At 66.5% G+C, this 18,105-nt stretch carries 14 protein-coding genes; 12 read left to right on the forward strand and 2 right to left on the reverse strand.

Annotation, left to right across the window (positions count from 1 at the left end; genetic code table 11):
- Positions 1-126 precede the first annotated feature (126 nt).
- From lepA to acpS, 7 genes are read left to right on the forward strand one after another with little or no spacing between them, the layout of a single operon-like run.
- A complete protein-coding gene (gene lepA, locus ACT7B3_RS06000; RefSeq protein WP_445157210.1) occupies positions 127-1,944 on the forward strand; it encodes a translation elongation factor 4 in 1,818 nt (605 codons plus the stop codon).
- Between the two features lie 13 nt (positions 1,945-1,957).
- On the forward strand, positions 1,958-2,761 hold the full coding sequence (gene lepB / locus ACT7B3_RS06005) for a signal peptidase I (RefSeq protein WP_445157211.1): 804 nt from the start codon (positions 1,958-1,960) through the stop codon (positions 2,759-2,761).
- Positions 2,762-2,785: 24 nt separating this feature from the next.
- On the forward strand, positions 2,786-3,478 hold the full coding sequence (gene rnc, locus ACT7B3_RS06010) for a ribonuclease III (RefSeq protein ID WP_444678031.1): 693 nt from the start codon (positions 2,786-2,788) through the stop codon (positions 3,476-3,478).
- Positions 3,475-4,374, forward strand: coding sequence for a GTPase Era (gene era, locus ACT7B3_RS06015; RefSeq protein ID WP_444678030.1), 900 nt, complete (start codon positions 3,475-3,477; stop codon positions 4,372-4,374). Before rnc ends, era begins: the two co-directional genes overlap by 4 nt.
- Before the next feature lie 3 nt (positions 4,375-4,377).
- Complete coding sequence (gene recO / locus ACT7B3_RS06020; protein WP_445157212.1) at positions 4,378-5,079, forward strand: DNA repair protein RecO; 702 nt, start codon at positions 4,378-4,380, stop codon at positions 5,077-5,079.
- 32 nt (positions 5,080-5,111) lie between these two features.
- Positions 5,112-5,918, forward strand: coding sequence for a pyridoxine 5'-phosphate synthase (pdxJ, locus tag ACT7B3_RS06025; RefSeq protein ID WP_445157213.1), 807 nt, complete (start codon positions 5,112-5,114; stop codon positions 5,916-5,918).
- Complete coding sequence (gene acpS / locus ACT7B3_RS06030) at positions 5,915-6,292, forward strand: holo-ACP synthase (RefSeq protein WP_445157214.1); 378 nt, start codon at positions 5,915-5,917, stop codon at positions 6,290-6,292. Before pdxJ ends, acpS begins: the two co-directional genes overlap by 4 nt.
- On the opposite strand, the gene ACT7B3_RS06035 is transcribed toward acpS, so the two are convergent.
- Positions 6,232-8,943 carry an ATP-binding protein gene (locus tag ACT7B3_RS06035; RefSeq protein ID WP_445157215.1) on the reverse strand — a complete coding sequence of 904 codons (2,712 nt, stop codon included), beginning with the start codon at positions 8,941-8,943 and terminating at the stop codon, positions 6,232-6,234. The genes acpS and ACT7B3_RS06035 overlap by 61 nt on opposite strands.
- A gap of 137 nt (positions 8,944-9,080) precedes the next feature.
- On the opposite strand from ACT7B3_RS06035, the gene cysM reads away from it, so the two are divergent.
- From cysM to ppc, 5 genes are read left to right on the forward strand one after another with little or no spacing between them, the layout of a single operon-like run.
- Positions 9,081-9,977: a cysteine synthase CysM gene (gene cysM, locus ACT7B3_RS06040; RefSeq protein WP_444678023.1), complete on the forward strand. Its 897-nt coding sequence runs from the start codon at positions 9,081-9,083 to the stop codon at positions 9,975-9,977.
- Between the two features lies 1 nt (position 9,978).
- Positions 9,979-11,397, forward strand: a complete 1,419-nt coding sequence (locus tag ACT7B3_RS06045; RefSeq protein WP_445157216.1) for a TRAM domain-containing protein — start codon at positions 9,979-9,981, stop codon at positions 11,395-11,397.
- A 2-nt stretch (positions 11,398-11,399) separates the two neighbouring features.
- Positions 11,400-13,676, forward strand: coding sequence for a GTP diphosphokinase (gene relA, locus ACT7B3_RS06050; protein WP_445157217.1), 2,277 nt, complete (start codon positions 11,400-11,402; stop codon positions 13,674-13,676).
- Complete coding sequence (gene mazG, locus ACT7B3_RS06055) at positions 13,673-14,563, forward strand: nucleoside triphosphate pyrophosphohydrolase (RefSeq protein ID WP_445157218.1); 891 nt, start codon at positions 13,673-13,675, stop codon at positions 14,561-14,563. The genes relA and mazG overlap by 4 nt, the downstream gene beginning before the upstream one ends.
- The gene (gene ppc / locus ACT7B3_RS06060; protein WP_445157219.1) at positions 14,560-17,238 is read left to right on the forward strand and encodes a phosphoenolpyruvate carboxylase; all 2,679 of its coding nucleotides are present in this window, start codon (positions 14,560-14,562) and stop codon (positions 17,236-17,238) included. Before mazG ends, ppc begins: the two co-directional genes overlap by 4 nt.
- 102 nt (positions 17,239-17,340) lie before the next feature.
- Here the strand turns inward: ppc and ACT7B3_RS06065 are convergent, their stop codons facing one another.
- Positions 17,341-18,066, reverse strand: a complete 726-nt coding sequence (locus tag ACT7B3_RS06065; protein WP_445157220.1) for a hypothetical protein — start codon at positions 18,064-18,066, stop codon at positions 17,341-17,343.
- Between the last annotated feature and the right edge of the window lie 39 nt (positions 18,067-18,105).

An 18,105-nucleotide genomic window follows, 5' to 3' on the forward strand; every position in this document is an offset into this window, starting at 1 on the left:
CGGGCGGCTGTGCTGTCCAACCCCTGGCCATGCCGGTACAATACCGGCCATCGCTTTCATATGACGTGAACGGGCGCCGTTGATACCGCCGCTGCCGCGCTCGTGTCGAACACCGGATTGGGCTAGATGAGCAACGAAGCACGCAACGAAAAACTCAAGCATATTCGGAATTTCTCGATTATCGCCCACATCGACCACGGCAAGTCGACCCTGGCGGATCGACTGATCCAGAGCTGTGGTGGGCTTTCGGAACGTGAGCTCAAGGAACAGGTGCTCGATTCCATGGATCTCGAGCGCGAGCGCGGCATCACCATCAAGGCGCAGTCGGTCACCCTCGACTATATCGCTCAAGACGGCAACACCTATCAGCTCAATTTCATCGACACCCCGGGCCACGTGGATTTCTCCTACGAGGTATCGCGCTCGCTGTATGCCTGCGAGGGCGCGCTGCTGGTGGTGGACGCCGCCCAGGGCGTCGAGGCGCAGTCGGTGGCCAACTGCTACACCGCCATCGAGCAGGGGCTCGAGGTGCTGCCGGTACTCAACAAGATGGACCTGCCCCAGGCCGATCCCGATAAGGTGGCCCAGGAGATCGAGGAGATCATCGGACTGGACGCGACCGACGCCTGCCAGGTGTCGGCCAAGAGCGGGCTTGGCATCGATGCATTGCTCGAGCGCCTGGTGCGTGACATTCCGCCGCCCAAGGGCGATCCGGCCGCGCCGCTGCAGGCGCTGATCATCGACTCCTGGTTCGACAACTACCTCGGCGTGGTGTCGCTGGTGCGCATTTTCGACGGCACCCTGAAGAAGGGCGAGAAGATCCGCATCAAGTCCACCGGCCGCGACTGGCAGGCCAACGAGGTAGGCATCTTCACCCCGCTGCGCAAGGAAACCGATATCCTGCGCGCCGGCGAGGTAGGCTTCGTGGTAGCCGGGATCAAGGACATTCACGGCGCCCCGGTAGGCGACACCATCACCCACGCCAAGACCCCGGACGTACCGCGCCTGCCCGGCTTTCAGAAGGTCAAGCCGCAGGTCTACGCCGGCATGTTCCCGGTCAGCGCCGACGACTATGAGGACTTCCGCGACGCGCTGGAAAAGCTGGCGCTCAACGACGCCTCGCTCGAGTACGAGCCCGAGAACTCCGATGCCCTGGGCTTCGGTTTCCGCGTCGGCTTCCTCGGCACGCTGCACATGGAAATCATCCAGGAGCGGCTCGAGCGCGAGTACGACCTGGACCTGCTCACCACCGCGCCCACCGTGGTGTACGAGCTGGCGATGAAGAACGGCGAGGTGAAATACGTCTCCAACCCCTCCAAGCTCCCCGACATGGCCGACGTGGAGGATATGCGCGAGCCGATCGTGCGGGCCAGCATCCTGGTGCCGCAAGAGTACGTGGGCAATGTCATCGCCGAGTGCGAGAACCGTCGCGGCAACCAGCTCGACATGCAGTTCCTCGGCAGCCAGATCCAGCTCACCTACGAGCTGCCGATGTCCGAAGTGGTGATGGACTTTTTCGATCGCTTGAAGTCGATTTCCCGCGGCTACGCCTCCCTCGACTACAACTTTGAGCGCTTCCAGTCGGCCAAGCTGGTGCGGCTCGACGTGCTGATCAACGGCGACAAGGTCGATGCGCTGGCCGTGATCATCCACCGCGACCATGCCCATACGCGTGGACGGGTGCTGGTGGACAAGATGAAGGAGCTGATCCCGCGCCAGATGTTCGACGTCGCCATCCAGGCGGCCATCGGCGGGCAGGTGGTAGCACGCTCCACGGTCAAGGCGCTGCGCAAGAACGTGACGGCCAAGTGCTACGGTGGCGACGTGAGCCGCAAGAAAAAGCTGCTCGAGAAACAGAAGGCGGGCAAGAAACGAATGAAACAGGTCGGTCGGGTGGAAATTCCCCAGGATGCTTTCCTGGCCGTACTCAAGGTGAACGACTAGGACCGACGTTAACATGGATTTCTCTCTTCTGCTGGTGATGGCCGTCGCGGTCACCGGCCTGATCTGGTTGCTCGATCTGCTCTGGTGGCGCCCCGTGCGTCGCCGCCGCCTGGCTGCTGCCGAGTCCGGCGCGCCCGAAGGACTGGATACGAATACACGCGAGCAGACGCTCAGGGAGCCCTGGCTGGTCGACTATGCCCGCTCCTTCTTTCCGGTGCTGCTGGTCGTGCTGCTGCTGCGCAGCTTCCTGGTGGAACCTTTTCAGATTCCCTCCGGTTCCATGCGCCCGACCCTGGAAGTGGGTGACTTCATCCTGGTCAACAAGTTTGCCTACGGGCTGCGGCTGCCGGTGACGCATACCCGTGTCGTCGAGCTGGGTGAGCCGCAGCGCGGCGATGTCATGGTGTTCCGCTTCCCCAACGAGCCCTCGGTGAACTTCATCAAGCGGGTCGTGGCCCTGCCGGGCGATACGGTGCGCTACGAGGAGAAGCAGCTTTACATCAACGGCGAGCCGGTTGCCAAGCGGCTGCTCGAGGAGAGCCCGGCCACGGCACGCGGCGAGTGGCTGATGGAGGAGCGGCTGGGCGAGGCGCAATACCGAATCTACAATAATCCTCGAGACCCCGGGCCGAGGGTGCGTGAGCTGGTGGTGCCGGAAGGCCACTACTTCACCATGGGCGACAATCGCGACCACTCCAATGACAGCCGCTACTGGGGCTTCGTCCCGGAAGAGAATATCGTTGGCCGCGCCTTCGCCGTCTGGATGCATTGGGACGGTGGATTGCCAAGCTTCACCGACGTTCGACGCATCCAGTGATGCCTTCGTTTTAACAGGAATTTCGTGAGCCATACTCTTAGCGCTTTCAGCCGACGCATCGGCCACTCCTTTCGTGACATCACCTTGCTGGAGCTGGCCATGACCCACCGCAGCTTCGGTGGTCGTAACAACGAACGCCTTGAGTTTCTGGGCGACTCCATCGTCAATTTCGTCATTGCCGAGGCGCTCTACGAGCGCTTTCCGGAAGCGCGAGAGGGCCAGCTGTCGCGTCTGCGGGCCCGCCTGGTGCGCGGCCAGACCCTGGCCGAGCTGGCCCGGGAGATGGCCTTTGGCGAATGCCTGCGGCTGGGCTCTGGCGAAATGAAGAGCGGCGGGCATCGGCGTGACTCGATCCTGGCCGATGCGGTGGAGGCGGTGCTGGGCGCCATCTATCTGGATGCCGGCATGGACGTGGCGCGCGCCCGTGTGCTGGCCTGGTACGCCGAGCGGCTGGAAGCCATCGACCTGCAGGACACTCAGAAGGACCCCAAGACTCGCCTGCAGGAGTTTCTCCAGTCGCGCCAGGTTCCGCTGCCGCGCTACGACGTGGTGTCGGTCGAGGGCGAAGCCCACGACCAGACCTTTACCGTGGAGTGTCACGTCGAACTGCTCGCGTCCCATACCCTGGGGCGTGGGTCCAGCCGTCGCCATGCCGAGCAGCAGGCCGCCGAACTTGCACTCGTTCAGCTCGAGAATCGGGGAGGAAACAAGGCATGAGCCAGACCTGTGGTTTCGTGGCCATCGTTGGTCGCCCCAACGTCGGCAAATCGACGCTGATGAACCGGATTCTCGGCCAGAAGATATCGATCACCTCGCGCCGGCCCCAAACCACCCGGCATCAGGTCATGGGCATCAAGACCGAAGGCGAGACGCAGTTCATCTATGTCGATACCCCAGGGATTCATATTCTCGGGCGCGATCGCAACAAGGCGATCAACCGCTTCATGAACCAGGCCGCAACCCAGGCCCTACGCGACGTCGACTGCGTGGTCTTCATCATCGACCGCACGCGCTGGACCGACGAGGACCAGGTGGTGCTGACACGCCTGGAGCACGTCGAGGCGCCGGTGATCCTCGCGGTGAACAAGGTCGACCGGCTCGAGGACAAGAGCACCTTGCTGCCGTGGCTGGCCCAGGTGGGCGCGCGGCGTGAGTTTGCCGCCATCGTGCCGATCTCCGCCAAGCATGGCACCAACGTGCCGGAGCTGGAGGCCGAGGTCGCCAAGCACCTCCCGGAAAACGTGCATTTCTTCCCCGAGGACCAGGTCACCGACAAGAGCCAGCGCTTCCTGGCCTCGGAGCTGGTGCGCGAGAAGATCATGCGCCAGCTCGGTGACGAGCTGCCCTACCAGGTCACGGTGGAAATCGAGGAGTTCCGTGACGAAGGCAAAGTCGTGCATATCAGCGCCCTGATCCTGGTCGAACGACCCGGGCAGAAGAAGATCCTGATCGGCGACAAGGGCGAGCGCATCAAGAGCATCGGCCGCGAGGCGCGGCTCGACATGGAGCGTGCGCTGGATGCCAAGGTGATGCTCAACCTGTGGGTCAAGGTGAAGCGCGGCTGGTCGGATGACGAAAGGGCGCTGAAGAGTCTGGGCTACGACCTGGACTGAGCCATGCAGCCGCAGCCGGCCTTCCTGCTTCACAAGCGCCCCTATCGCGAGACCAGTGCGCTGGTCGAGCTGCTGACGCTAGGGCATGGCCGGGTGCGTGCGGTGGCCCAGGGCGTGCAGCGCCCCGGCTCACGCTCGCGCGCCCAGCTGCAGCCCTTCGCACCGCTGCATGTGACCTGGGTGGGCGAGGGTGAACTCAAGCGCCTGCGCCTGATGGAGAGCCGCGGCGCGGCGGCCCTGCTGGTCGGCGAAGGGCTGCTGTGCGGGCTCTATGCCAATGAGCTGCTGACGCGCACCCTGCCGGTGGAACTCCCCGTCGCCGACGTGTTCGCCTTCTATACCGCCCTGCTCGAGGCGCTGCCGCGCCCCGAAGGGCGCGCCGAGGCCCTGCGGCGGTTGGAATTCACCCTGCTTGATGCCCTCGATGCCGCACCGCGTTTCACCACCCCGGAAGGCGCGGCGCTCGATCCCCAGGGCCGTTATCGCTTCGACGCCGCCTCGCGCGCCTTCGTGCCCGGTGAACCGGGCCTGGATGGGCGTACTCTGCGCCTGCTGGCGGGAGGCGACTGGGCGGCGCCAGGCCTGGCGGGGCCAGCCAAGGCCATCGCTCGCGCCGCGCTGGCGCCCTTGCTCGGCATGCGCCCGCTGCGGTCCCGTGAGCTGATGCGTCAGCTTGCCGAACGGCGCCGTCCCCCCTCACACTGATTCACTCATTCGACCAGCTGCTGGAGGCCATCATGCATCCCCCGCGCATTCTGCTTGGCGTCAATATCGACCACATTGCCACGTTGCGTCAGGCGCGCGGCACGCGCTACCCCGACCCGATCCAGGCGGCGCTGCTGGCCGAGGAGGCCGGTGCCGACGGCATCACCGTGCATCTGCGTGAGGACCGACGGCATATCCAGGAGCGTGACGTGCGCCTGCTCGCGGAGGTGCTCAACACTCGCATGAACCTGGAAATGGCGGTGACCGAGGAGATGCTGGCACTGGCCGAGGAGGTTCGTCCGGCCCACGTCTGCCTGGTGCCCGAGAAGCGCGAGGAGCTGACCACCGAGGGCGGACTGGACGTAGCCGGCAACTTCGAGGTGATCGCCGCAGCCTGTCGCCGGCTGGCCGCGGCCGGCTGTGAGGTTTCGCTATTCATCGACCCGGAGCCGACGCAGATCGAAGCCGCCAAGCGCACCGGGGCGCCGGTGATCGAGCTGCATACCGGGGCCTATGCCGAGTGCAGCGGGCAGGCCGCCTGCAACGAGCACGCCAGGCTCTCGGCCGCTGCGGAGATGGCGCTGGAGCTGGGGCTCACGGTCAACGCGGGGCACGGGCTGAACTACCACAACGTGGAGGCCATCGCGGCGATCCCAGGCCTGCATGAGCTCAACATCGGCCATGCCATCATCGCCCGGGCGCTGTTCGTCGGGCTGAAGGAAGCCGTGGCGGAAATGAAGCGGCTGATTATTGCCGGCCAGGAGGCGGGCTTCGTCGCCTCGCTTGAGCACGACCATGACCATGACCATGACCACGCGGAGGATGAGGCGTCCGCATGATCCTCGGCATCGGCACGGATATCGCCCGCGTTGCGCGCTTCGAGGCAGCCATGGCACGCCATGGCGCCCGCTTTTCCCAGCGCATCCTGGGAGACGCAGAGCGCCGCCAACTGGCCGGGCGGCAGGACAAGGCAGCTTTCCTGGCCAAACGTTTTGCTGCCAAGGAAGCCTTCGTCAAGGCGTTGGGCAGCGGGTTGCGCCATGGCATGCGCTGGACCGATATCCAGGTCGTCAATGATGCGCTGGGGCGGCCCGGCCTGGCGTTGAGCGGTAAGGCGCAGGAATTGGCCTGCGCGGCCGGGGTGCGGCGCCTTCACTTGTCGTTGAGCGACGAGGCCGAGCTGGCGCTGGCCATGGTGCTGCTCGAAAGCTGAGTGGGGTGGTTGGCCTGCCAGTCCTTGAGGCGGTCCATGGCCCGGAACAGATCGTCGATCAGCGTTTCCATGCCGGCCATGCCTCTTGAACGCAGTCGAGTCTCCAATGTTTCCGCCACCAGCCCCAGCTCCGGTGCTCCGCAGTAGCGGCAGGCGCCATTCAGAGCGTGTACGGCGTCCAGCAGTGCTTCCTCATCGTGGCTCGACAGGGCGGCACGCAGCTCGGCTGCGGTGGCCGGCAGCGTACCGATGAGTTCGCCAATGAGTTCGCGGGCCAGGCCAGCGTTGCCATTGGCCAGGCGCGTGCCGAGCGCCAGGTCGACGACGGCCAGCTCGGAGCTCTCCTGGGTTTGCTCGTCCTCCTCCTCTTGGGTGAGGCTGATCGAGGGCGGCGGCTTGGCAAGCTGCAGGTGGCGCTGCAGGATGCCTTCCAGCTCGTTGCTGTCCACCGGCTTGATCAGTACCTCCTGAAGCCCGGATTTCAGGAACATGGCGCGATCCGACTCGAGGGCATGGGCGGTGATCGCCACGACGGGGCAGTGCTGCCAGGCGGGGCTCAATCGGCGCAGTGCCTGGGTGGTTTCCACGCCGTCCATGCCGGGCATGCGGATGTCCATCAGCACCATGTCGAAGGGTTGGCGTTCGGCCAGCGCCAGCGCCTCCTCGCCGCTTGCTGCCTCTTCCACCACCATGCCGGGGCGGCGGAGAAGTTCCCGCAGCAGGCGGCGGTTGCTGGCGTTGTCGTCCACCACCATCACGCGAATCGAGGCGGGCGGGTGGGGCAGAGCTTGCTGCGGCGTCCGGCAGCGGCGCAGCGCCTCTGCCAGCACTTGCCGCGGCACCGGCTTGCACAGGATCTCGCCGCCGTTGGGCAGCCTCAGGTCGGGTATGTCGAGGGGGGTGGCGTTGACCAGCAGCAAGACCGGGCAGGGGCAGGAGGCCAGGCGCTCACGCCACTCATCCAGCACTTCGTCGCTCAGGCCGACAGGCAAGGCCGCCACCCACAGGGTCGGCGGCATGCCCGGCAGCAGGGGACGGGCGAGCTCCACCACGTTGGCGCCCCAGCCTTCCAGTAGATGGCACAGCACGTGGCGGGTGACGGCGTGCGGCTCGTACAGTGCGACTCGCTCGCCCTCGAAGATGGGAGCCTGCGGTGGCTCGCTGGCGATGATGACATCCAGCGGCAGGGTGAAGGAGAAGGTTGAGCCCACGGTCGGCTCGCTCTCGACCGTGATGCGGCCACCCATCTGCTCGACCAGCTGCCGGCTGATAGCCAGCCCCAGCCCGGAGCCACCGTACTGGCGCGTGTGCCCGGAGGAGGCCTGGCGAAACGCCTGGAACAGGTCATGCTGCTCCTGTGGGGTGAGTCCGATGCCGGTATCGCTGATGCTGACCCGCAGCAGGGCGCGCCCCGCGCCAGCCGGCTCGTCGACCATGACCCGCACGACGACTTCGCCCCGATCGGTGAACTTCAAGGCGTTGTGCACCAGATTGGTGAGCACCTGGCGGATGCGCAGCGGATCGCCGCGCAGCAGGGGGGGAACGTCATCGTACACCAGCCCGACGAGCTGAAGCCCCTTTTGATGGGCCAGCGGCGCCTGCAGGCCCAGCGCCTCGTCAACCAGGGTGACCATGTCGAGCTCGGAGCGATTCAGTTCGAGGCGACCGGCCTCGATACGCGAGAAGTCGAGCACGTCGTTGACCAGCGCAAGCAGGTTGTCGCAGGCGACCTGCACCTGGTCGAGCCATTCGCGCTGGCGGGGCTCCAGACGCGAGCGTCCCAGCAGTCGACAGAAGCCGATGATGCCGTTGAGCGGAGTGCGAATCTCATGGCTCATGCTGGCAAGAAACTCCGACTTGACGCGGTTGGCCTCGAGGGCGCGCCGGTGGGCCAGGTCGAGCTCAATGTTCTTGATCTCGATGGTCTCCATCGACTCCTGCAGCTCGGTGGTGGTCTGCTCGATCTGGCGCTGCATGTCCTCTTGCGACTGCTCCAGCTCGTCGCCCAGGGCATTGATGTGCCAGGCCAGATGATGCAGTTCGGGGGCGCCTTCCTCGGGCAGGCGGGCCGGCAGGTCGCCGCTGCGCAGGCGTTGAAGGGCTTCGGTGGCGCGGCGCAGGCTGCTGTCGAGGCGGCGGCCAAGGCTTGAGGCGAACACGAACAGCAGCAGGCCGATGAGCAGCAAGCCCAGGCCGGCCGTGGCGAGACGGCGATAGTGCGCCAGGGTGAGCGGGCGGGTGTCGATGTCGATCTCGAGCCAGGCGGGGTCTGTCAGGGGCAACTGATCGAGCAGCTCAAGCGGTACGAAGAGACGCCAGAGATCCCCCCTGGTATCGAGCACGATTTGCTGTGGTGGTTCGTTCGCTAGCTGGGCGCGGGCGCGGCCGAGCTCCAGCAGCGTCATGCCGCTCTGGGTGTAGATGCCGATGCCGCGGGTTTCATCGATGGTCAGTAGGCGGTGCGCCATGCCGTCAAGCTGAGCCTCGTCTTGCTGGCTCAAGGCATAGGCCATGGCCGGTGACTGTAGCTCGACGGCGGTGACCACGCGGTCGCGCAGCGCCGACTTGCGCCAGTCGGTGTCAAGATAGAGGGCGACGGCGGCGGCCAAGGTCAGCACCAGCAGCGGAAGGCTCAGTATCCAGAGGGTCAAGCGGTTTCCGAGCGACATCGGAAGATCCTGTTCAGGGGGAGTCTTCCTTTCAGTATGCCACAGCCGGGCAGGATGCCTGTCCACTCCCCCCGTGCCCGGATATAATCAAGAAAAGACCTTGCTCTAAGGACGCTTACATGCATTTTCCCACTATCGAGGACGTCATCGGCCAGACGCCGCTGGTTCGCCTCAGGCAGATCTCGGCAGGCCGTAACAACACGCTGCTGGCCAAGCTCGAAGGTAACAATCCCGCGGGTTCGGTCAAGGATCGCCCGGCGCTGTCGATGCTGGCGCAGGCCGAGGCGCGTGGCGAGATTCAGCCGGGCGATACGCTGGTCGAAGCCACGTCGGGCAATACCGGGATTGCGCTGGCCATGGCGGCGGCGATCAAGGGCTACCACATGGTGCTGATCATGCCGGAGAACGCCTCGAGCGAGCGCAAGCAGGCCATGGCGGCCTTCGGTGCCGAGCTGATCACCGTCAGCAAGGCCGGCGGCATGGAGGAGGCCCGTGACCTGGCCGATGCGATGATCGCTCGCGGCGAGGGCAAGCCGCTCAACCAGTTTGCCAATCCCGACAACCCGCTGGCGCACTATCGTGGTACCGGCCCCGAGCTGTGGGAGCAGACCCGCGGCACGCTCACGCACTTCGTCAGCTCCATGGGCACCACGGGTACCATCATGGGGGTGTCGCGCTATCTCAAGGAGCGCAACCCCGAGATCCAAATCGTCGGCCTGCAGCCGGAGGATGGCGCCAGCATCGCCGGGATCCGCCGCTGGCCGCAGGAGTACCTGCCGAGCATCTTCGATGCGTCGCAGGTTGATCGCGTGCTCGACATCGGCCAGCACGAGGCGGAGGTGCACATGCGCCGCCTGGCCCGCGAGGAGGGCATCCTGGCCGGAGTCTCGTCCGGTGGGGCACTGGCCGGCGCCCTGCGCATCGCCGAAGAGGTTGAGAACGCGGTGATCGTATTCATCGTCTGCGACCGCGGCGACCGCTACCTCTCGACCGGGCTGTTCGCCCCGGAGGCTTGAGTTGGCCATGCTAGGCAAACGCCGTCCGGGGCGACAGCATTCCGGCGGCTCGGGGCTGCAGAAGCGCTCGAACGAATCCCGTGCCGTCGCGCCGTCTGCGGTCGACACGACGATCGTCGTCGAGCGGCTGGCCCACGATGGGCGCGGCGTGGCCCGTACCCCCGAGGGCAAGATCCTGTTCATTGAAGGGGCACTGCCGGGCGAGCGCGTCGAGGCCGCCGTGCACCGGGCGCACAAGCGTTTCGACGAGGCTCATGTGCGCGCGCTGTGCGAGCCGGCAGCGACACGCGTCGATCCCCCTTGTGCCCACTACGGCCAGTGTGGCGGCTGCGACCTGCAGCATCTGGCGGTGGCAGCGCAGCGTGAACACAAGCGCGCGGCGCTTGTCGAGCTGCTGGCAAGGGAGGGCATAGTCCTGCCTGAGCCACCGCAGCTGCTGGCGGGCTCGCCGCTTGGCTATCGGCGGCGCGCCCGGCTGGGGGTCAAGGTGGACGCCGAGGGCGGCGTGCATCTCGGCTTTCGCGCCCGCCACACCAGCCGGCTGGTCGACCTGCAGGGCTGCGCGGTGCTGGAACCCCAGCTTGCCGCCCTGCTGCTCCCCCTGCGCGAGCAGCTGGCCCGGCTCGAAGCGCCTCGCCAGGTGGGCCACTTGGAACTGATCGCAGCTGACGGTGCGTGCGCGGTGGTGGTGCGCCAACTGCGCGACAACCCCGCCGACCGCCGCCGCTGGCAAGTCTTCGGTGAGCAGCACGGGGTGGCGGTGGGGCGTCTGCTGGGGCGCGAAGCGCCCACGCTCGAATGGCTGAGCCCCACACCCGAGCTGTTCTATCGCCTGCCCGGGGCCGGGCGGGAGCTGCAGCTGGACTTTGCGCCCGGCGACTTCGTGCAGGTCAATGCGCAGATCAACCGCGAGCTGGTGGCCACGGTGCGCCGCTGGCTGGCACCGGTGGCCGGGCAGGGGGTGCTCGACCTGTTCGCCGGCATCGGCAACTTCAGCCTGCCGCTGGCCGCCGACGGCGCCCACGTCGTCACGGTGGAGGGCAGCCCGGAAATGGTGGCCCGCCTTCGGCTCAACGCGAAAGACAACGCGCTGGGCATCGACGCGCGCCAGGCGGATCTCAACGACAGCGCGGCCGTGGTCGAACTTCTCGCACGGCAGGCGCCCGATGCGGTGGTGCTGGACCCGCCCCGCGACGGCGCCGAGGCGGCCTGCCGGGCGCTGGTGGAACGCCCGGTGGCGCGCCTGGTCTACATCGCTTGTGACCCGGCGACGCTGGCGCGTGATGCGGCACGCCTTGTGCATGGCGGTTATCGCCTCACACGAGGGGCCGTGGCCGACATGTTCGTGCACACCTCTCACCTCGAATCCATCCTGCTGTTCGAACACCCTGAACGGCAACCGCCACCTCAAGGAGCCTAGAGATGGTGAAAGTGCGCGACGACCAGCCCTTCACCGACACCGGCGAAGTCGATATCGGCCACTGGATCGTGCGTCTGCAGGACGACGTCAAGCTGCGCGATCCCGATGAGATGCGCGACGCCTGCGAGCTTGCGCTGCGCCTTTCACAGCAGGCTGACAAGCCGCACAAGGCCTGGCTGCCCCAGGACTCGAGCTTTCGCATGGGCCTCGAGATGGCCGATATCCTCGGCCAGCTCAAGCTCGACCAGCCGGCCCTGGAGGCTGCCGTGCTCTATCGCGCCGTGCGCGAAGGGCAGCTCACCCTGGAGGCCGTGAGCCGCCGCTTCGGCAGCGAGGTGGCGGGTCTGATCGACGGCGTGCTGCAGATGGCGGCCATCAGCAAGGTGCAGAGCCCCAGCCACGGCATGGCCCAGCACGACCAGCAGGACAATCTGCGCAAGATGCTGGTCAACATGATCGACGACGTGCGCGTGGCGCTGATCAAGATCGCCGAGCGTACCTGCGCCCTGCGCCAGGTGAAGGACGCCCCGCGCGAGAAGCGTCTGCAGGTTGCCCGTGAGGTGTTCGACATCTATGCGCCGCTGGCGCATCGCCTGGGCATCGGCCAGGTCAAGTGGGAACTCGAGGATCTCTCCTTCCGCTACCTGCACGAGGATGACTACAAGACCATCGCCCGCCAGCTGGCGGAGAAGCGCCTCGATCGCGACCGCTACATTCATGATGTGGTGGACGTACTCAAGGGGCTCCTGGAGGCCCACGGCATCACCCACTACGAGGTCAACGGCCGAGCGAAGCACATCTATTCGATCTGGCGCAAGATGAAGCGCAAGCGCATCGATTTCTCCCAGGTCAACGACGTGCGCGCCGTGCGCATCCTGGTGCCGTCGCTGTCCGATTGCTACACCGTGCTGGGACTGGTGCACTCGCGCTGGCACCATGTGCCCAACGAGTTCGACGACTACATTGCCAATCCCAAGAAAAACGGCTACCAGTCACTGCACACCGCTGTGCTCGGCCCCGAGAATAAGGTGCTGGAGATCCAGATCCGCACCTTCGCCATGCACGACGAGGCCGAGCTCGGCGTCTGCGCCCACTGGCGCTACAAGGGCCACGACACCGGCGGCAAGAGTTCCAGCTACGAAGAGAAGATCGCCTGGCTGCGCCAGGTGCTGGAGTGGCAGGAGGAGGTCGGCGACTTCAGCGACCTGCGCGAAGGGCTCTCCAGCGACGTGGCGCCGGATCGTATCTACGTGTTCACCCCGGACGGGCACGTCATCGACCTGCCGCGTATCGCCACGCCCATCGACTTCGCCTACCGCGTGCATACCGAGGTTGGCCACCGCTGCCGCGGCGCCAAGATCGATGGGCGCATCGTGCCGCTCACCTACAAGCTCAAGACCGGCCAGCAGGTCGAGATCCTCACCGCTAGCAAGGGTGGGCCCAGCCGCGACTGGCTCAACCCCAACCTCGGCTATGTGCGCACCTCGCGAGCGCGGGCCAAGATTCAATCATGGTTCAAGCACCAGGCGCGCGAGCAGAACCTGGAGGAGGGCAAGGCGCTGTTCGATCGCGAGATGCGCCGGCTCGACGTGGAGGACATGGACCTCGAGACCCTGGCGCGCAAGGTCAATTACCAGAGTCCCGACGACATGTACGCCGCCCTGGGGGCGGGCGACCTGCGCATCGGCCAGGTGCTGCACCAGGCCCAGCAGCTGTTCGGCGAGACCGATGACCAGGAGCAGCTCGACCGCCTGCTGGCCAAGCCCAAGCGCGACCAGGCCAAGGGCGGCGCCAGCGACATCACCGTGCTCGGCGTGGGCAACCTCAAGACCAGCATGGCCAACTGCTGCCATCCGGTGCCCGGTGAGCCGATCGTCGGCTTCATTACCCAGGGCCGCGGGGTCACCGTGCATCGCCAGGACTGCCCCAATATCCTGCAGCTGCGCATCGACGAGCCGCAGCGGGTGATCGAGGTGGAGTGGGGGCAGCGCGCCCGTACCCAGTACCCTGTCGATATCGAGATTCAGGCCTGGGATCGCTCCGGCCTGCTGCGCGACGTCACCGCCATTCTCAGCAACGACAAGGTCAACGTGCTCTCCGTGAACACCCTGACCGACACCCGCGATGGCATTGCCCGCATGCGCATTACCGTGGAGGTGGATGGCCTGGAGACCCTGGGGCGCCTGTTCTCGCGTATCCAGCAGCTCTCCAACGTGATCGAGGTGCAGCGCCTGCGCACCGGGGTCAAGGGTGCCAAGCGCAAGGGGGGGAGGCCATGAGCGAGACCGGCTACCGCCTCGATGATCTTCTTGCGTTGATGGCCGTACTGCGCGATCCCGCGCAGGGCTGCCCGTGGGATCTCAAGCAGGACTGGGACAGCATCGTGCCGCACACCCTGGAAGAAGCCTATGAGGTGGCCGATGTCATCGAGCGGCGCGCCTGGGACGAACTGCCCGGGGAGCTCGGCGACCTGCTGTTCCAGGTGGTCTACTACAGCCAGTTCGCCTGCGAAGAGGGGCGCTTCGATTTTCATGACGTGGTGCACACCCTGACGGCCAAGATGGTGTATCGCCACCCGCATGTCTTTCCCGACGGTACCCTGGCCTCGCGGCGACCGCCTGGCGTCAGCGCTGAGCAGGCCGAGGCCCGGCAGGCGGAACTGGAACAGGTCAACCGCCGCTGGGAGTCGCTCAAGGCCGATGAGCGCGCCCGGCGCGCCGACGACACCAGCTCGCCCTCGCTGCTCGATGACGTGCCGCGCACGCTGCCGGCGCTGTCACGCGCCGCCAAGCTTTCCAAGCGTGCCGCGCGGGCTGGCTTCGACTGGCCTGACACGACGGGCGTGATCGCCAAGATTCGCGAAGAGCTCGATGAGGTCGAGCAAGCCCTTGCGGCCGGTGACCGCGACCATGCGGCCAGCGAGGTCGGCGACCTGCTGTTCGCCGTGACCAACCTGGCGCGCACGCTGAAGGCCGACCCCGAACGCTGCCTGCGCGCGACCAACGCCAAGTTCGAACGGCGCTTCCGCTACGTCGAGGCGGCGCTGGCCCGGCAGGGCATGACGCCCCACGACGCCGACCTGGATACCATGGAGCGGCATTGGCAGGCTGCCAAGCGGCTCGAACCCCCTTTTTCCCCCACCCCTTCGGAAGGAGATCGGCCATGAGTGGCGATCTGCACGAATCCCTGCGCGACAATGTCCGCATCCTGGGCGACAGCCTGGGCCGTACCATCGCCGATGACCTGGGCCAAGGCTTTGTCGATCGCATCGAGACCATCCGCGGCCTGGCCAAGAGGGGACGTCAGGGAGACGTGCACAGCGGCCGTGAGCTGATCGAGTTTCTGCGCAAGCTGCCCGACCGCGAACTGCTGCCGGTGACCCGTGCGTTCAACCAGTTCCTCAACTTGGCCAACATCGCCGAGCAGCACTATCGCGCCCGCTTTCGCCGCGTGGAGGACTACAAGCCCGGTTCACAGCCGGTGCTCTCCGAGCTGCTCGAGCGTGCCCGTAGCGCCGGCCACGCGCCGCGCAAGCTGGTCGAGAACCTCGCTTCCATGCGCGTAGAGCTAGTGCTCACCGCGCATCCCACCGAAGTCATCCGGCGCACCCTGATCCAGAAATACGATGCTATCGACGAGTGTCTCACGGTGATCGAATCCTCCCTCGACTATCCCGAGCGCGCCAGCCGCGCCCGCGGTCGCCTCGAGGAGCTGATCAGCCAGGCCTGGCATACCGACGAGATTCGCCACGAGCGGCCCACCCCGGTGGACGAAGCGAAGTGGGGCTTCGCAGTGATCGAGAACTCGCTGTGGCAAGCGGTGCCGGCCTTTCATCGCGATCTCGACAACCTGCTGCTGGCCTCGGCCGGCGAGCGCCTGCCGCTGGACGCCGCGCCGATCGTCTTCGCCTCGTGGATGGGCGGCGACCGCGACGGCAACCCCAACGTCACTTCGCGGGTCACCCGCGAAGTGTTGCTGCTGGGACGCTGGATGGCTGCCGATCTCTACCTGCGCGACCTCGAGCAGCTCAAGGCCGAGCTCTCCATGTGGAAGTGCAACAGCGCGCTGCGGGCCGAGGTGGGCGGGGTGGCTGAACCCTACCGCGAGCTGCTGCGGCGGCTGCTGCAGCGGGTCGAGGCGACCCGCGACTGGGCCAAGGCCCAGCTCGACGGCAACGGCTTCGAAGGGAAGAGCTACGAAGGCAGGAGCTACGAAGGCGGGCCCATCATCGAGAACAGCGACCAGCTCTATGCGCCGCTGCTCACCTGCTACCGTTCGCTGTGCGACGTGGGTCTCGACACCATCGCCAACGGGGCGCTGCTCGACACCCTGCGTCGCGTGGCGGTGTTCGGTGTGACCCTGACCAAGCTCGACATTCGCCAGGAGGCCAGTCGCCATGCGCTGGTGATGGAGGAGCTGACCCATGCGTTGGCGCTGGGCAACTATCGCGACTGGAGCGAAGAGCAGCGCCAGGCCTTCCTACTGGCCGAACTCGAGTCGCGCCGCCCGCTGATCCCGCGCCGCTGGGAGTGCTCAGCCGAGACGCGCGAGGTGCTCGACACCTTCCGCGTCATCGCCCATGAGCAGGCTGAGGCGCTGGGCACCTATATCATTTCCATGGCGGCCCAGCCCTCCGACGTGCTCACGGTGGCGCTGCTGATGAAGGAGGTGGGCGGCGCCGTTTCGCTGCCCATCGCGCCGCTGTTCGAGACCCTGGACGATCTCAACCGGGCCGGTGACGTAATCGACCGGCTGCTTGCGCTGCCAGGCTACCGGGTCCTGGTCGGCGATCGCCAGGAGGTGATGATCGGCTACTCCGATTCGGCCAAGGATGCCGGCCAGCTGGCTGCCGCCTGGGCCCAGTACCGCGCCCAGGAGCGCCTGGTGGAGGTATGCCGAGGCCATGGCGTAGCGCTGACCCTGTTCCATGGCCGCGGCGGGGCGGTAGGCCGCGGCGGCGGCCCGGCCTACGCGGCCATCCTGTCGCAGCCGCCGGGCTCGGTGAACGGCAGCCTGCGTGTGACCGAGCAGGGCGAGATGATCCGCTTCAAGTTCGGCCAGCCGGACATCGCCCTGCGCTCCATGGAGATCTACGCCTGTGCCGTGCTCGAGGCGACCCTGCTGCCACCGCCGGCGCCTGAGCCGCGCTGGCGCGAGGAGATGGACCGCCTGGCGGCGTTGGCACACCGCAGCTACGTCAGCGTGGTTCGCGAGGACCCCGACTTCGTGCCCTATTTCCGTGCGGTGACCCCGGAAGGGGTGCTGGGACATCTGCCGCTGGGCTCGCGCCCCACCAAACGGCGCCAGGATGGCGGGGTGGAGACCCTGCGCGCCATTCCGTGGATCTTCGCCTGGACCCAGATCCGCCTGATGCTGCCGGCCTGGCTGGGCAGCGGTGAGGCGTTTGCCGCCCGGCTAGAGGAAGACGGCGGGCTCGAGGTGCTGCAGGAGATGCGCGACCGCTGGCCCTTCTTCGGTACCTACCTGGACATGCTGGAGATGCTGCTGGCCAAGGCCGATGTCGGCATTGCCGCCTACTATGAGCGGCGGCTGGTCGACGAGCCGGCGCTCAAGGAGCTGGGTGATGAGCTGCGTCAGCGCTTCACTCAGCTGCATTCGGTGCTGCTGGCGATTCTCGACCAGCCGCAGCTGCTGGACCAGACCCCGCTGATTCGCCAGGCCATTGAGGTGCGCAACCCCTACATCGACCCGCTGCACGGGCTGCAGGCCGAGCTGCTGCAGCGCAACCGCGACGCCGACGGCGCCATCAGCGGCGAGCTATCACGCGCGCTGATGGTGACCATGGCGGGTATCGCCGCGGGGCTGCGCAACACGGGCTGACGATACGCGGCAAGACGCCTCCCATCGGTCAGCGCCCCGCTTCGACTTGCGTCGAGGCGGGGCGTATCGCTTGTCAGGTCTGGGGCGGTCGGGCGTGGGTGCTCAGAAGGTGTAGTGCAGCGAAGCCGTGATCAGATTCAGGTGGGCCATGCTCGGCGCATTGATCTCTTCGAATTCCAGGCGGCTGACCAGGCGGTTGTGCTGGATTCGAGCGCCGAAGCCCTGGATTCGCGCCGTGCCGGTGGTGGCGGCATAGAGCGCGTCGCTCTGGGACACGGGGTCACCTTCCCATTCGGCGTAGCCCGACTTGGCGTAGACCCCGACCTGGCCGATGCGGATGCCGGCCATCAGGCTGCCACCCACGGTAGTGGTGTTGAGCAGCATGGCCTCGTCGCTGAGGCGTGTCGGCACTTCATCGCTTTCGCGGTAGGTGATCTCGGCGCCGATATCGAGGCGCGGCAGGTTGACCGGCGAGAACCCCGCCGTCAGGCGAAAGCCCGAGGTATAGCCGTCGGGCGATTCCAGGCCGGCGCCCTCCAGCACCATACCGTTGTCTAGGTAGAGCAGGTCGCTGCCCTTGCCCGCGTAGGCGGGCGTCTCCCAGCGGACCTGGCCAAGCGAGGCCAGCAGGTCGTGAGGCACTTCTTGGTAGGCGGGTTCGTCGCCGGAGCCATGGAGAGGCCAGTGCGCATCGATGGCGGTGGAGCGAGTTTCGCCGACAAGGCCGGGGTCGCGCTCCCAGGCGTCGCCCTCGTCTGCCGCGGCCAGGCTCGTGATTAGTGTCAGGCCGGCAACCATGGCAATGGTGCATGCGTAAGCCGTTTTCATGTTTCCTGACTCGCTTCCCTTGCTGTGTCCCTCGCCTTG

It is taken from the genome of Halomonas sp. E14 (assembly GCF_052568415.1).